This is a genomic window from Shewanella sp. LZH-2, from assembly GCF_016859145.1.
Taxonomy (GTDB): domain Bacteria; phylum Pseudomonadota; class Gammaproteobacteria; order Enterobacterales; family Shewanellaceae; genus Shewanella; species Shewanella xiamenensis.
This window is the reverse complement of the sequence record NZ_CP069350.1, coordinates 2,926,445-2,940,222: the sequence shown is the minus strand read 5'-3', so window position 1 is coordinate 2,940,222 and position 13,778 is coordinate 2,926,445. Positions and strand designations below refer to the sequence as shown.

At 48.2% G+C, this 13,778-nt stretch carries 17 protein-coding genes; 13 read left to right on the top strand and 4 right to left on the bottom strand.

Features of this window, described 5'->3' with window-relative positions; translation table 11 throughout:
* Positions 1 to 86: 86 nt before the first annotated feature.
* The 10 genes from JM642_RS13060 to JM642_RS13020 all read left to right on the top strand — a co-directional run bounded on the left by JM642_RS13060 (position 87) and on the right by JM642_RS13020 (position 8,340).
* Positions 87 to 434: a hypothetical protein gene (locus JM642_RS13060; protein WP_099458520.1), complete on the top strand. Its 348-nt coding sequence runs from the start codon at positions 87 to 89 to the stop codon at positions 432 to 434.
* A gap of 174 nt (positions 435 to 608) precedes the next feature.
* Positions 609 to 1,307, top strand: coding sequence for a TetR/AcrR family transcriptional regulator (locus tag JM642_RS13055; RefSeq protein WP_203431934.1), 699 nt, complete (start codon positions 609 to 611; stop codon positions 1,305 to 1,307).
* Positions 1,307 to 2,320 carry an HlyD family efflux transporter periplasmic adaptor subunit gene (locus JM642_RS13050; protein WP_203431933.1) on the top strand — a complete coding sequence of 338 codons (1,014 nt, stop codon included), beginning with the start codon at positions 1,307 to 1,309 and terminating at the stop codon, positions 2,318 to 2,320. The genes JM642_RS13055 and JM642_RS13050 overlap by 1 nt, the downstream gene beginning before the upstream one ends.
* A gap of 95 nt (positions 2,321 to 2,415) precedes the next feature.
* Complete coding sequence (locus JM642_RS13045; protein ID WP_203433813.1) at positions 2,416 to 3,357, top strand: ABC transporter ATP-binding protein; 942 nt, start codon at positions 2,416 to 2,418, stop codon at positions 3,355 to 3,357.
* Entirely contained in the window at positions 3,347 to 4,468 is a 1,122-nt protein-coding gene (locus JM642_RS13040) for an ABC transporter permease (protein ID WP_203431932.1), read from the top strand. The genes JM642_RS13045 and JM642_RS13040 overlap by 11 nt, the downstream gene beginning before the upstream one ends.
* A 310-nt stretch (positions 4,469 to 4,778) precedes the next feature.
* Complete coding sequence (locus JM642_RS13035; protein ID WP_047538971.1) at positions 4,779 to 6,065, top strand: acetyl-CoA hydrolase/transferase C-terminal domain-containing protein; 1,287 nt, start codon at positions 4,779 to 4,781, stop codon at positions 6,063 to 6,065.
* A gap of 380 nt (positions 6,066 to 6,445) precedes the next feature.
* Positions 6,446 to 6,586 carry a hypothetical protein gene (locus JM642_RS20385; RefSeq protein WP_239000444.1) on the top strand — a complete coding sequence of 47 codons (141 nt, stop codon included), beginning with the start codon at positions 6,446 to 6,448 and terminating at the stop codon, positions 6,584 to 6,586.
* Complete coding sequence (locus tag JM642_RS20380; RefSeq protein ID WP_239000443.1) at positions 6,583 to 6,828, top strand: hypothetical protein; 246 nt, start codon at positions 6,583 to 6,585, stop codon at positions 6,826 to 6,828. The genes JM642_RS20385 and JM642_RS20380 overlap by 4 nt, the downstream gene beginning before the upstream one ends.
* Positions 6,829 to 7,208: 380 nt before the next feature.
* Positions 7,209 to 7,682, top strand: a complete 474-nt coding sequence (locus JM642_RS13025; protein ID WP_203431931.1) for an NTF2 fold immunity protein — start codon at positions 7,209 to 7,211, stop codon at positions 7,680 to 7,682.
* 121 nt (positions 7,683 to 7,803) lie between these two features.
* Positions 7,804 to 8,340 (top strand): DUF4303 domain-containing protein, encoded by a 537-nt coding sequence (locus JM642_RS13020; protein ID WP_144375617.1) that lies wholly within the window; start codon positions 7,804 to 7,806, stop codon positions 8,338 to 8,340.
* Positions 8,341 to 8,373: 33 nt separating this feature from the next.
* Here the strand turns inward: JM642_RS13020 and JM642_RS13015 are convergent, their stop codons facing one another.
* The 3 genes from JM642_RS13015 to JM642_RS13005 all read right to left on the bottom strand — a co-directional run bounded on the left by JM642_RS13015 (position 8,374) and on the right by JM642_RS13005 (position 10,108).
* Positions 8,374 to 8,865, bottom strand: coding sequence for a hypothetical protein (locus tag JM642_RS13015; protein ID WP_203431930.1), 492 nt, complete (start codon positions 8,863 to 8,865; stop codon positions 8,374 to 8,376).
* 73 nt (positions 8,866 to 8,938) lie between these two features.
* Positions 8,939 to 9,487: a DUF1415 domain-containing protein gene (locus JM642_RS13010; RefSeq protein ID WP_037429883.1), complete on the bottom strand. Its 549-nt coding sequence runs from the start codon at positions 9,485 to 9,487 to the stop codon at positions 8,939 to 8,941.
* Between the two features lie 27 nt (positions 9,488 to 9,514).
* Positions 9,515 to 10,108: a LysE family translocator gene (locus JM642_RS13005; RefSeq protein WP_011623319.1), complete on the bottom strand. Its 594-nt coding sequence runs from the start codon at positions 10,106 to 10,108 to the stop codon at positions 9,515 to 9,517.
* Between the two features lie 317 nt (positions 10,109 to 10,425).
* Between JM642_RS13005 and JM642_RS13000 the strand changes: the two genes are divergently transcribed.
* Positions 10,426 to 11,031, top strand: coding sequence for a DUF4136 domain-containing protein (locus tag JM642_RS13000; RefSeq protein ID WP_144344963.1), 606 nt, complete (start codon positions 10,426 to 10,428; stop codon positions 11,029 to 11,031).
* 203 nt (positions 11,032 to 11,234) lie between these two features.
* Positions 11,235 to 11,633: a VOC family protein gene (locus tag JM642_RS12995; protein ID WP_203431929.1), complete on the top strand. Its 399-nt coding sequence runs from the start codon at positions 11,235 to 11,237 to the stop codon at positions 11,631 to 11,633.
* An 84-nt stretch (positions 11,634 to 11,717) separates the two neighbouring features.
* On the opposite strand, the gene JM642_RS12990 is transcribed toward JM642_RS12995, so the two are convergent.
* The gene (locus JM642_RS12990; RefSeq protein WP_037416933.1) at positions 11,718 to 12,542 is read right to left on the bottom strand and encodes a DUF2797 domain-containing protein; all 825 of its coding nucleotides are present in this window, start codon (positions 12,540 to 12,542) and stop codon (positions 11,718 to 11,720) included.
* A 290-nt stretch (positions 12,543 to 12,832) separates the two neighbouring features.
* Between JM642_RS12990 and JM642_RS12985 the strand changes: the two genes are divergently transcribed.
* A complete protein-coding gene (locus tag JM642_RS12985; RefSeq protein ID WP_203431928.1) occupies positions 12,833 to 13,720 on the top strand; it encodes a DMT family transporter in 888 nt (295 codons plus the stop codon).
* Positions 13,721 to 13,778 lie beyond the last annotated feature (58 nt).

Genomic DNA, 13,778 nt, shown 5'->3' with positions numbered 1-13,778 from the left:
TTTTACTTTAACGTTTTGGATCTTTATTGGTTCTATAGCGTTTTCACACTTATTGGGAGGCACCTTTGGCCATCACACAACAGGAAATGAGCCGCTGTTTAACCGAACTCAATTGCCGTAGCAATTTTTCGGTGAAGAGCATTACCGAATATATGTTGCCAGGTACTAAGGAAGCCTTTTACCTGCATATGGATGGCAAAACGCCGCAACTGATTATTCGCCCCGCGTTTGAGATATTTTCGGGTGAATTTACCACCTTAGCAGGCGTGCATGCTAAATATGACTATTACCACAGCGCGGAAATGACGCGATTTCCCAAGCGCTTACATAAGAGCCTTAACGAAACCCACTATGGATTGGCCTTTAGTTTTGATTCCATTGAGGCGGTGCAGCAATTTATTGAGCGTTTAAGCGCTATCGTCAAAGGGGCTTAGGATTTCATCAAAGATAAATACCAGCCTTAAGAATGGTTTTAAACCTCTGATATCTTAGGCTTAAGCTTTTAGGTTAAATTCCTCAATTTTAATCAAAATGAGGAATTTAACTGCTGCCTTTTCCAGCAGCTTTTCAGTATATTCATCAATAGATGAATTCTGCCGGAGAGGCTTATGTCGCTTATCCCTCGTCGCCCAAGAGGTGTGGTTCCCTTTGCCGCCCAATCTGGGCTGTCTATGGCTGCGGGTCGCCCGAAAGGCAACTCTGATGCGCGCCAACGGCTGATCACCGCTGCGGTGACGCTCTTTAGTGAACGCAGTTATCCCACTGTTTCTACCCGTGAAATAGCCCGTGAGGCCGAGGTGGATGCGGCGCTTATCCGTTATTACTTTGGCTCTAAGGCTGGGCTATTCGAGCAGATGGTGCGTGAAACCCTCGCGCCTGTGATTGCGCGTTTGCGTGAAATCTCCTGCGCTCAAGCACCTAATGATATTGGCGAACTGATGCAGATCTATTATCGGGTGATGGCACCTAATCCCGGATTACCCCGATTAATCGTGCGTGTGTTGCAGGAAGGCGATGGCACCGAGGCCTATCGGATCATGTTGTCGGTGTTTGAGCAAATTCTGTCCCTCTCGCGCCAATGGGTTGAGTCGGCATTAGTGAATGCTGGATTACTCAAAGCAGGGCTAGACCCCAATTTAGTGCGCCTGAGTTTTATCAGTTTGATGGTGTTTCCGCTGATCGCTCCCCCAGTTTTAATGCGTCAGTTTGGCCTGTTTAGTAGCAATGCCGAGGATTTACAACGTTTGGCACTGCACAATATACAGGTGTTTACTCAGGGCGTTTTGCGTGAACCTAGGAGTGAATGATGAGTGTATCTAATGGGTTAGCTGTGATGTCGGTTAAGGCGCGACGACTATATCCCCAAAGATGGGGCAAGCTGGTGACGAGTCTATTGGTCGCGGCGCTGTTGCTGCAATTGACGGCCTGCGGCGATGAATCCCCCCGAGTGCTGGGTACGGTTGAGCGCGATAGGTTAACCCTCACCGCCCCTGTGGGGGAGCTGATTAATCGAATTAATGTGGTCGAAGGCCAGCAAGTGCAGGCGGGGGAAGTATTACTCGAGCTGGATAGCACCGCCGCTCAGGCGCGCCTTAGCCAGCGTCAGGCCGAGCTTAAACAAGCGCAGGCCAAGTTGGAAGAAGCCGTAACGGGGGCTCGCTCGGAAGATATAGATAAAGCCCGCGCCGCCCTTGATGGCGCCAATGCCAGTGTTAAAGAGGCGCAGCAGACTTTTGAGCGTACGCAGCGGTTATTTAAGACTAAGGTGCTCAGTCAAGCAGATTTAGATGCTGCGCGCGCGGCGCGTGATACCAGCCTTGCCAAGCAAGCCGAAGCCGAGCAGAGCCTAAGATTGCTGCAAAACGGCACCCGTAGCGAGCAACTCGAACAGGCCAGAGCCGCAGTCGAGGTGGCCATGGCTGGAGTGGCGCAGGAGCAAAAAGCCCTCAAGGATTTAAGCCTAGTGGCGGCTAAACCCGCTGTGGTAGATACCTTGCCTTGGCGGGTGGGTGATAGGGTGGCCGCAGGTAGTCAACTTATTGGTTTATTGGCAATTGAGCATCCCTATGTACGGGTATATCTGCCAGCAACTTGGCTCGATAGGGTTAAGGCGGGTAGCCAAGTGAAGATCCTTGTCGATGGCCGCACGAAGCCTATTGCTGGCACAGTGCGTAATATTCGCAGTCAACCGGCTTACACCCCTTTTTATGCCTTAAATGAACGCGATAGGGCGAGATTGATGTATCTCACCGATATTGATATTTCGCCAGAAGGACAGGATTTACCCACGGGAATGGCCCTTGAGGTACAGTTGCCATGAGTGCACAACAGGCTTCAGCAGGGGGGACAGTCGCTGGGACATCAGCGGCTGAAACATCAAGCGCGGCTTCTGAGTTTGCTATCGAAACCCGTGGTATGACCCGCGCCTTTGGCGGCATCAATGCGGTAGAAAATCTCGATTTGGCGATCCCTAAGGGCACGATTTATGGGTTTTTAGGCCCCAATGGCTGTGGTAAATCGACCTCCATTCGGATGTTGACTGGGCTGCTGAGTCCAACCTCGGGGGATATTCGGGTGCTGGGCGAAACCTTGCCCGGCGCCGAGGAAAAACTGCGCCGCCGCATTGGCTATATGACGCAAAAATTCTCCCTCTACGACAATTTGTCGGTGCGGGAAAACCTGGAGTTTGTGGCACAAATTTATGGGCTGAATCGTCGCCAAACCAAGGCGCGTTTAGCCGAGTTATTAAGCTTGTACGATTTGGCTGGGCGCGAGAAGCAAATGGCGGGCTCCATGAGTGGCGGGCAAAAGCAACGTTTAGCCTTAGCCGCAGCGACCTTACATCACCCTGAGCTGTTATTTCTCGATGAGCCGACGTCGGCGGTGGACCCTGAAAATCGCCGCGAGTTTTGGGAACGGCTGTTCGATCTCTGCGCCCAAGGCACCACGATTTTAGTCTCGACCCACTATATGGATGAGGCCGAGCGTTGCCATGGTTTAGCGATTTTAGAGCGCGGGATAAAACGCGCCGACGGCTCGCCGCAACAACTTATGGCGGCTATGGGCACGCGGGTCGTTGAAGTGTCGGGTGAGGATTTACGTAAGCTTAAACAGTCGCTTATCAGCGACGCCAACGTGTTATCGGCGGCGCAGATTGGTAGCCGTTTACGGGTATTAGTGCAAAGTTCGATTGCAGATCCGCTGGCTTGGTTAAGCCCAAGGGTTGCTGGGCGGGCACTGACTGAAGTGCGCCCAAGCCTTGAGGATGTGTTTGTGACTTGCACGGGTGGACGTGCCCAACTGGCGCCGCCGATCGGCAGTCAGGCTACGACAGTGGAGGCTCAAGATGCTAGGTAGAATTTGGGCCGTGGTGGTCAAAGAACTCAGGCAGTTATCGCGGGATCGCATGACCTTCGGCATGATAGTGATGATCCCCTTAGTGCAGTTGATGCTGTTTGGTTATGCCATCAATACCGATGCGCGCCATTTGCCCGCAGGTTTAGTCAATTTAAGCGATTCCGCCTATAGTCGTGCTTTAGTTAAAGCGGTTGAAGCGACCCAAGTAGTTGATTTTAAATATCACTATTTGAATATTGCCGAGGCGGAAGCCGCGATCACCCGCGGCGAAGTGAAAGCCGTGCTGTATTTAGGTGCCGATCTTGACGAGCGTTTAGTGCGGCATCCAGCGTTTGCAGGGCAGACCTATTTTGCCGAGCCTGTCGGTCAATGGTTGGTGGATGGCTCGGATACTGTGGTCGCCTCTACCATTCGCAGTTTAAGACAAATGCCGCTGGATGAAATTGCGGGCAGGGCGGTCAAATCCAATCCCCCCAGTTTTGAGGTGGTGCAGTATTTTAACCCTGAGCAGCGATCTGTGGTGAATATCGTCCCTGGCCTATTAGGGGTCATTTTGACTATGACCATGGTGATGTTTACCTCGGCCGCGATTGTGCGCGAGCGAGAGCAGGGCAATATGGAGTTTTTAATCACCACGCCGGTGAGGCCGCTTGAGCTAATGCTAGGTAAAATAACCCCTTATGTGTTAGTCGGCTTTGTGCAATTGGCGATTATTCTTACCGCTGGGCATTTGCTGTTTGCCGTGCCGATTCGCGGTGGTTTGGGCTCGATTGCGCTGGCGGCCATGTTGTTTATCTGCGCCAGTTTGACCTTAGGCCTAGTGATTTCGACCATCGCGAAAACCCAGTTACAGTCGATGCAAATGACGGTGTTTATCCTGCTGCCATCGATTTTGTTGTCGGGTTTTATGTTCCCCTACGAGGCCATGCCCGTAGCGGCGCAGTGGATTGCCGAGGCGTTACCCGCGACGCACTTTATGCGTATGTCCCGCGCGATTGTGCTTCGGGATGCCGAGGTGAGTGACTTGCAATTTGATGCCTTGTGGATGATTGGTTTTACCTGTTTGGGGCTGCTGGTGGCAAGCCTGCGCTTTTCTAAACGTTTGGATTAAGGGGCTGACTCACGCTTTAGGCGCGAGTTTTGATTTAACGCAAATTATGCGTAAAGATTTGGACTAAGTAGTTGAAATGGATGTTAGTTACTTTAGAACTCGCTTACACTGCTGCTAACAAAATGTTCCTTTTATGTGATGGCTTAGTGTGTCCCTTCGCGCGATTTATGCAGACCGATTTGTGTAAATCGATACCTGAGGTTATCAACTCAGTGAATGTGAAGGCCTATTCGGCTGAGCAGCGCGATGCGTATCAACATTGCATCATACGCAAAAGGAATAGAGATTTAGCTTAGCGAAGGAATTCTGTATGCCTGCGATTGTGTGTCAAAGTGCCCTCGAAGCGGTTTCACTGATCCAAAGTGGCGAAACCCTGTGGACCCATTCCATGGGAGCAACTCCAAAAGTCTTATTAGATGCGCTGGCAAAACATGCGCTCACCCTTGAAAATCTCACCTTATTACAGTTACATACCGAAGGTGCTGAATCCTTAAGTCATCCCGATTTACGTGGGCATTTGCGCCATCGCTGTTTTTTCGGTGGGGTGCCTACAAGGCCGTTATTACAAAGTGGCGATGCCGATTATGTGCCGATTTTCCTCTCGGAAGTGCCTAAACTGTTCCGCTCCGGCGAGCAAAAAATTGATACTGCGATTATCCAAGTGTCGCCACCCGATAAACATGGCATGTGTTCCTTAGGAATTTCGGTGGAGGCGACCTTAGCCGCCTGCCAAGTGGCGGGCAAAATCATTGCCCATATTAACCCACAAATGCCCCGCACCCACGGCGATGGTTTTATTCATATCGACCGTTTTGCCGCCGTGTATGAGCAAAGCGCCAGTTTACCCATTCATTCGTTTGCCACTGGCGATGCTGTGAGTCTGGCGATAGGGAAAAATGTGGCTGAATTAGTCCGTGATGGTGATTGTTTGCAGATGGGCATTGGCGCAATTCCCGATGCGGTATTGTCCTGCCTGACCGAGCACAAAGACTTAGGCGTGCATACCGAATTGTTTTCCGACGGGATTTTGCAATTGGTTGAAAAGGGCGTGATTAACAACAGTAAAAAGCGCTTTTACCCCGGAAAACTGGTTACAGGTTTTGCCTTAGGTAGCCAGAAGTTATACGACTATGTGGATGATAATCCTGCGGTTATCTTTATGGATATCGAGCAGGTGAACGACACGTCTATTATCCGTAAAAACCCCAATGTAATGGCGATTAACTCGGCGCTTCAGGTCGATCTCACCGGGCAAGTGTGTGCCGATTCCATTGGCACTAAGATTTATTCGGGCGTGGGTGGCCAGATGGACTTTATCCGCGGCGCGGGGCTGTCCGAAGGTGGCCGCTCTGTGATTGCGCTGCCAAGTACGGCCTCTGGAGGTCGGGTTTCTCGCATCGCTAGCGTGTTATCTCCTGGGGCGGGGGTGGTAACTACCCGCGCCCATGTTCATTACATAGTGACCGAATATGGCGCGGCGAATCTTCGTGGCCGCTCGCTACGTGAACGGGCACAGGCCTTGATTAATATCGCCCATCCGGATTTTCGTGAGCAACTTTGCCGCGACGCCTTTGAAGTGTGGGGATTAAGTCTGTAGCTTTATCAATCCGTTACTCCTGAGTGCCGAGTTTGCGACTCCGTAGGCTCGGTACGGGGCTAAGCGCCAGCTATGATTCCGATTGTGGGATGTTTTGCTCCTCAATGTTTTGCCATGCCCAGGCGATTTAATCTGGTCAGTATGAATCGAATGGCTAAAAATCATTTTTAATTATTTGATAGTTAAGGTCTTAACGGCTTAATAACAGGAAGTTTGTCAATGCTGTACACCTTAGAGGCTACGACCTCACTCTAACAAAGTTTTGTTAAGGCCCTCCAAGACAATCTCTATCCGGCCGAGTTTTATCAACTGCTTAGCCAACCAATACTCTTTATCTTGAGTGAGAGTAGCACTGGGCGCCAGAGGCGGGTGAAGGTGCGATGGCTATCGGCATCACCCAGTGGTATGTCCCCCTCGAGGATGGCTGTGATCATCCTTTTACGCCGATTTTCACATCTCAAACCGCCGTTGATAAGGCCATCGAATTGATGAAGAGCGAAGGCACTGAGCACCATGGGTGATGACGCTCGATGCCGAGACACTGTTCCAAGTGCTGCTGCAATCGGGAAGCGATATGGCGCTGAACCCTAACAGCAATATGTCGAAATCCTCAGATGCACACGAAGTGCGCTTGATGTTGTCATCGCTGCTCGAGTTGGCTGAACACACGGGGCGCTCTCGTTATTTGGCTATATCAAGCTCCATGAGTATCCCCATTTCGCGCAGCTCAAAGGGTTACTGTCGAACTATAAAGCCGTCGTGAAAGCTTATCTGCTGGAGTCTTTACGCTTGGATTTTATTAGAAGTACGTCGGACCACGCCTTAAGCCCTGTCATCCATTTACGCGCTAAAAACTCAGAGGATATTAATCGTATCCGCGGGATGTGAAATTGCTTGAGCGTCAACTGAAGCGGGGCAGCTGGCCTATTAAGGTACACCATTTACATAGCAACAGCGTTGAGTCTATCGCTACATTTTGCCAAGCCAAGAGTGTGCATTTTTACAGTCGCTCACTGCTGACGAGTATCAAAGGTTGGTTTAAGTGAGGTGTTTTAGGGATAAGAGCGTGGGGTTATCTTTTTGTGTGATGAACGTTCGGACTGCTTAGCAAATAAATCGACCTTAAAAGGCGTAAATCAGTCAATGAATGACATTGAATTAACCGCATATTTAACTCAGCGAGTGTTATCTTTCAGCCAAAGTTGGAATGAGATCGAAAATAATCTCTACGCTAAATATCAAGCAGAGGAAGAAGCCTTAAGAAAGGCCGTGCCCGAAACTGAGTTCCACTATGCAGAGCGGACCGATTGGTTTGCACTGTTCAATGAACAAATCTCCCCCTTATTTGATGGGTTTTGTACCGATAAGCCCCGTGTTTACGGCGGTAAAGTTCGCAACTCCTTTGGTTTTCCTTCAAAGTTTAATGGTTGTGACCATCCCCTTGAGCTGCTCGTTAACTTAAAACATAAGAGCAGAGCTGAAATCTATGTCAAAACCAACACTCACTTCGAAGATGAGTATCTGTTTATTGTCCTTAAAAAGGCCGATGAATGGCGTATCGATAGCTATAAGAATCGTCGCTATGGCAATGAGAAATGGAGCACACAAATCCTGTGATTGGGCTTTATTTTCATGCTTGAATCGTAAAAATGCGACACAAACTTAGCGCTAATAAGGTCGGCTTAAACTCAGTGATTCGACGTAATTTCAAAGGATATTTTTTAGGTGGAAAAACTCTATGCTATTAGATCATCAGCTCGTTGCACGGATCAAAGCCGAGATAATGCAGTTTATAACAGTGGAGGTTGAACGGTTTTTATTAAGCCATCCAGATAAAACCTTTTATGCCTTCGCCTTCGATACAAATGCCGAATACGCAGAGTTAAATCTTTGTTTTAATACTGAATTGGATTTCCAGCGTTGCTTAACCTATTACCAGTCAGGGAAATGGGCTACGTCATACCAAAACCCTGAAGCCATCCAAGAGCTTAAGTTCAATACGGGTGACTGGGAGTATCAATGTGTGAGTACGCTTTATGTGCTTTCAGAGGGCGAGTTGCAAGCGATTCAACAGCGCTTACCCGAGGATGACTTTAGCGAGTGGGAAGCCATAGTGGGGCAAATACGTTTGATATTTTCCGAATGCCTACAACTGTTTACCCAGACGGAAGTGTATCAAGCGATACCTAAGACAGATGACTTTATCGCCTTTAGTATCGACCATGATGAAGATGTTGCCGATATGCTGGCCGATAGAGTGGAATGTGCAGAATGACATTTACCCTTATTGAATCATCACCAGCCTACTTTAAGCGTAGGCGCTGATCTCCAATTGCTCGATGATCTGCTTCCCTTGCTCGAGGCCCACATGATGAACAATTTCGGTTTTAATTAACTCAACATAATTTGGTTGGATATTGTAGTCAACATCAAAAAGGGCTTCGCCTGCGTGGGTGATAAGTGTTGCTAAGGCATTAAAGCAGCGAGACATTTGGGCTAAATCGGTAAAAAGTAGGTTGGGCTTCCAACCACATGCGCCATGGCGAGCGAAAAGAATGTGTTCATCCTTTAAATGATAAATTAAGGGATCGCCATAGGAGCTTGCCAGTACTAGCCAATTATCATCCCAAGTAGGCTCCCGCGCTTGGGTGATACCATGCCAGCGATAACCCATTTGAAAATCGATGAGGTCTTCAAATCTTGGAAATTCAAATAGGGCAAAACCGATGTCGAGTTGGCGTGAGTCTGGTATCTCTGCGCTAAAAAAGGGCTTTAATGCTGATGGGATAATCAAGTACATCGTGATTACATTCCGTTGTCGCAAACATTCAGCTGATTGTTACGCGGTACATGTGTTACCCGCCGTGATTAAGCTATTTCCCCATGCACTCTGCGAGTAATTTAATAAAAAACTCGCTACCTTTACGTTCACAAAACTGAATATTGCGCTCGGGGATCGATTCAGGGTCGTTGTAGTTAGCCAGGGCTAACTCCATACTGGCCTCGCGAATAATATGCAGGGTTGGGTAGGGCGCGCGGTTGGTAAAATTGGCGGCCGAGTCCTGTGGTTCATCCTCAAAACAATAGTCGGGATGAAAATGCGCGAGCTGATAAACGCCTTCATAGTCGTTGTCGAATAAGGCGTCGTTCGCCATATCGACGAGATCGAGGTAAGTGTAAAAGCCCTCAAATCCCCGCGGCAGAATAAACAGCGAGGTTTCGTGCTCTGGGTGCGCATCCAGGTATTGGCATTCTTCAATCAATGCCTTAAGCACTAGCTTGACTTTGGTTTGTTCAACAACAAGATAGCGAATACTGCCGCGCTCGACCTCACGTCTGGCGAAGGGGCAAATATTGTATTTCATGATCACTTTTTTCACCCAGTTATCGGTTTGTTGAGTGATCAGTTCTATCTCATTCATGCTAGTGCTTAACTCTTACGGCCAAAATTAGGGGGCGATCATAGGGATGATAGACGCCACAAGCAAGATGGCCATAGTGATATTAAAGATCTTCTGCTGGCGTTCGTTTTTCAAAATACGTTTAAGTGCTACACCAAACCCAAGCCAGACCACGGCACAGGGAAAAGCCACACATAAAAACACTGTGGCAATAGTAACCACTTGAGGTGTGAGATCCTGTTGTACTGAGGTAAAAGTGGCAATCGCGCCTACGGCCATAATCCAGCCTTTAGGATTAACCCATTGAAATGCCGCGGCTTGCAGAAAACTAAAAGGTTTAGCGATGCTCTTGCCCTCCATCTTGCTACTGCTATTGGCTATCAACCATGACAGGTACAGAAGGTATACAATCCCAATGACTTTAATCACTTGGTGGATAATCGGGTAGGCTTGAAATAGGGCGCTTAAGCCTAGGCCGATGGCGAGGATCATGGTAGGAAAGCCAAGGCTAATCCCCATCAGATGCGGAATACTGCGTTTAACGCCAAAGTTGACCCCTGAGGTCATCAGCATAATATTGTTAGGCCCAGGAGTGATCCCCGATGAAAAGGCAAACAATGCGATAGCCAGTATTAACTCCATAGATAAATTCCACACCTTTTATATATTGTCATTTTTGGCATTGTAATAGGGATATTACTCTCGAATTTAAGCGCCGAGGTATTACTATCACTGACGTTGAGCGAGGCATTCTAGCGGGTAAATTGAATCGCGCCTATACGCTGTACGGGCTTTATAAAGTAACAAATCATAACTATGTGGTGCACACTAAGGTTTCTGAGCAATATAAGTGCAGCGGTTGCCGAACGTTGCAATTTAACACTATGATGAATATCGACTTTCAGTCTGAGAAATAGCAACTATCCTTAAGCTGTAAAAATTGCCATAAGGGAAAGAGCATGTATTTACCACAAAAAATAAGACGTGTACTGACAATTGTAAGCTTGAGTTTGCTAGGTCTTACCGCCTGTGTAAGTGTGAACGATGATTCGCAAGTGCTACGAACTACTGTCGTAACTTCGGGGGATTTGAGTCAATTACCGCCGAGCGCCATGACCTACAGTTGGCATCCCACACTACAGAAGATTTTTGTTGACCGCAGGCTCGATCAACAACAAGTCTTACAACATATGCAGGACACCCTTAAAAAAGTGCTGCTGACAAAAGGTTATCGCTGGGTTGAAGACCCGCAACTGGCGGACTTTCAAGTGGGGTTCGGCATCGCCATGGGCACACAAATGTCGGATGAGCAGATACTTGCCGCCGCAGGCTTAGTGCCTGGCCTGTCGAATCAAGGTGTTGATCTTAAAAAATACGATAAAGGCTCAGTGTTGATTAGCTTTTTTAAGCCAACGGGCATTGCGGGTCAGCCTTATGAGATGGTATGGCGAGTTCTTGGCCAAGGCTTTGCCAATATTAAGGATATGGACGAAGTCAAAGCCCGCTTCGATGGCTCAATCGAGGAAATGCTGCTATCGCTGCCCGCCACCCATGCGGTGCAATAGGGCGGATATTTTGGCGCAGTAATCAGTAAAGTCTTAAGGTGAGTAAGATGCTCGCCTAAAGAGCTCGCTGGAACACGAGTTTAGGATGTTGCAATGATAGACTAGACAATTCAGTTAGCTATTTACTTACCTATCTACAGATGACAGGTATTTTTACCTGACTAGGATGTACGTCCGCAGAGGACTTATAAAGGGAGATTATGATGGCACAAAGTATCTTTGTTAATTTGGCGGTTGAAAGTGTTCAACAATCAAGGGCTTTTTACGCTGGTCTAGGGTTTGGCATCAATGATCAATACAGCAATGAGCAGGCTGCTTGCGTGGTGATCGCGGACAATATTTATGTGATGCTGCTGGCGAAGCCTTTTTTTGCTGGTTTTACCGATAAGGTGATTGCCGATGCCCATGCCACGACAGAGGTACTCAATTGCCTAGACTGTGACAGTCGAGAACGTGTCGACCAATTGGTAAAACTTGCTGAACTGCATGGTGGCAAAGCCTATCGTCAAGCACAAGATCAAGGGTTTATGTACGGCCATGCGTTCGAAGATCCCGATGGACATATTTGGGAACTTGTCTATATGGAAGCGCAAGTTGGTTAGTACATTGCCTTTCAAGCCAAGCGTTGCTAAGCCAAGAATAGCGCGCGTTGTGTAGGGCTTCGCCTTAGCACAACGCGGCGTAAGCTAGTTGCTTAAGGATACACTCACTTCATAGGCCGTAAATTTGCGGATATTAATCACGCCTGTATCGAACAGTAAATATTGGCCTTTGATGCCCTGTAAAATTCCGCTGACCACGGCGTCTTTATCAAAATTATGTGAGCTGATTTTTTTGGGGAAAACTTCAATCGGATAATGAATGGTTTGAATGTCTTCCTGCAATCGCTCGATGCTGTAATCACCTTTTTGCATAGCGATTTCATGCAGTTTTGCTTCGATGTGTGGGATCAGTTCCGCAGCCTTAGCATTCAAATCGATATCATCGGCATGGCCCTTTAACATGGCTTGCCAGTGAGTTTTATCGTTGATGAGCTTGGCTAACTCCACTTCCACTAAACCCGAGATTTGTCGTGTCGACACTTTAAAAATCGGTAAACCTTGGGTGGCACCTTGGTCAATCCAACGAGTTGGCAGTTGAGTGTGGCGAGTGATGCCGACTTTGATGCCTGAAGTATTAGATAGATAAACATAATGCGGCACAAAACAATGGCTTTGCGCCCACTCTGGCTCCCGGCAGGTGCCTTGGTCAAAGTGGCAAGTTTCGGGCTTCATGATGCACATATCGCAGCTGGCGAGCTTTTGCATACACACAAAGCAATGGCCTTGCGAATAGCTCTTTTTGGTCTTTTTGCCGCAGTTACAGCAGAAGATGTTACCCGTGTGGGTAAGTGTCAGCGGCTTGCCAATTAAGGGATTCAGTGGCAGTAATTCTTCACCTATCACCAGTTGATACTGTACTTGTTGCGCCTCATCTAAGTGTGCGCGCAGCTTTTTTAGCGTTCCTAACATAGGTGTTCCTAGTTTTTATTGTGTCACTGGGTTGGGCAAGGCTGCCCAGCGCACTTATGCATTCGTCATTGCTTGGTGTGCAGTATACAAGATTATCTAGTCGAGTTTAGATAGGAATTTTCGATTGATACCCCAACTTGATTTAAATGTACGGCGGTTAACGGGGGTCAATGAACTGTCAATTAACTCGTGGTGAGTGCGTCAGTTTGTTATTCACTTGTAGGTTATTTTGGACAAGCGTCCAGCATATCGGTAATCTTGTCATCCTTTTTAATCATTGAGACAGTATCTTGCCTGCCAATTTTTTACTCTTGTTAGCCGCTGCCATTTGGGGCTTTGGTTTTGTCGCGCAAACCTTAGGAATGGAGCATTTATCGCCCTTTGTATTCAACGGGCTACGTTTCTTAATTGGTACGCTGTCACTCGTTCCACTGGTGTGGTACTTGGCTCGGCAAGGTAAAATTCATCTCGGTACACCCAAAGATTTTGCCATTGGCTGCGTGGCGGTAGGCGGATTGCTGTTTGCTGGCGCCTCATTGCAACAGGTGGGGCTGCTGTATACCACTGCGGCCAATGCGGGCTTTATCACTGGGCTTTATATCGTGTTAGTGCCGATTTTGGGGCTGGCGCTGAAACATGCTACTGGCGCAAATACATGGTTGGGGTGTGCCGTTGCATTAGTGGGGTTGTATTTTTTAAGTATTAAAGACGGCTTTCACATTGGTTATGGCGATATGCTGCAATTGATTGGCGCGCTGTTTTGGGCGATGCACATTTTGGCGGTAGATCATTTTGCCAAGCGGATTTCGCCAGTGTTACTCGCCATGATGCAATTTTTGGTGTGCGGCGTATTAAGCCTGCTGGTGTCGGCGGCCATTGAGGTCACGACAGTCGATAAGGTAGTTGCCGCCTGGGGCTCACTGGCCTATGCGGGGCTGATTTCAGTGGGTATTGCCTACACTTTGCAGGTGCTGGCGCAAAAGCATGCGCATCCTGCCCACGCGGCGATTATTTTGAGTTTAGAAACTGTGTTTGCGGCCATCGGCGGTATTTTATTCCTTGGGGAGAGCTTAGGGCTGCGCGCCTTGGTTGGCTGCGGTTTGATGTTGCTCGGTATGCTGATTTCACAAGTGCCGCTGCGTTATTTGATTAAGTCTCGGCACCAGAACGTTAGCTAAGTCTCTATAAAAAAACGCCGCTGGCAGTGCCCGCGGCGTTTTTTGTTAAAAGTGTTGA

Coding starts and splice junctions, on each gene's coding strand:
- JM642_RS13000 (WP_144344963.1), top strand. CDS start 10,426: ATGTATTTACCACAAAAAATAAGACGTGTACTGACAATTGTAAGCTTG.
- JM642_RS13040 (WP_203431932.1), top strand. CDS start 3,347: ATGCTAGGTAGAATTTGGGCCGTGGTGGTCAAAGAACTCAGGCAGTTA.
- JM642_RS13015 (WP_203431930.1), bottom strand. CDS start 8,865: ATGTACTTGATTATCCCATCAGCATTAAAGCCCTTTTTTAGCGCAGAG.
- JM642_RS12995 (WP_203431929.1), top strand. CDS start 11,235: ATGGCACAAAGTATCTTTGTTAATTTGGCGGTTGAAAGTGTTCAACAA.
- JM642_RS13005 (WP_011623319.1), bottom strand. CDS start 10,108: ATGGAGTTAATACTGGCTATCGCATTGTTTGCCTTTTCATCGGGGATC.
- JM642_RS20385 (WP_239000444.1), top strand. CDS start 6,446: ATGGCTATCGGCATCACCCAGTGGTATGTCCCCCTCGAGGATGGCTGT.
- JM642_RS13025 (WP_203431931.1), top strand. CDS start 7,209: ATGAATGACATTGAATTAACCGCATATTTAACTCAGCGAGTGTTATCT.
- JM642_RS13010 (WP_037429883.1), bottom strand. CDS start 9,487: ATGAATGAGATAGAACTGATCACTCAACAAACCGATAACTGGGTGAAA.
- JM642_RS12990 (WP_037416933.1), bottom strand. CDS start 12,542: ATGTTAGGAACGCTAAAAAAGCTGCGCGCACACTTAGATGAGGCGCAA.
- JM642_RS13020 (WP_144375617.1), top strand. CDS start 7,804: ATGCTATTAGATCATCAGCTCGTTGCACGGATCAAAGCCGAGATAATG.
- JM642_RS13060 (WP_099458520.1), top strand. CDS start 87: ATGAGCCGCTGTTTAACCGAACTCAATTGCCGTAGCAATTTTTCGGTG.
- JM642_RS13050 (WP_203431933.1), top strand. CDS start 1,307: ATGAGTGTATCTAATGGGTTAGCTGTGATGTCGGTTAAGGCGCGACGA.
- JM642_RS13035 (WP_047538971.1), top strand. CDS start 4,779: ATGCCTGCGATTGTGTGTCAAAGTGCCCTCGAAGCGGTTTCACTGATC.
- JM642_RS13045 (WP_203433813.1), top strand. CDS start 2,416: ATGACCCGCGCCTTTGGCGGCATCAATGCGGTAGAAAATCTCGATTTG.
- JM642_RS13055 (WP_203431934.1), top strand. CDS start 609: ATGTCGCTTATCCCTCGTCGCCCAAGAGGTGTGGTTCCCTTTGCCGCC.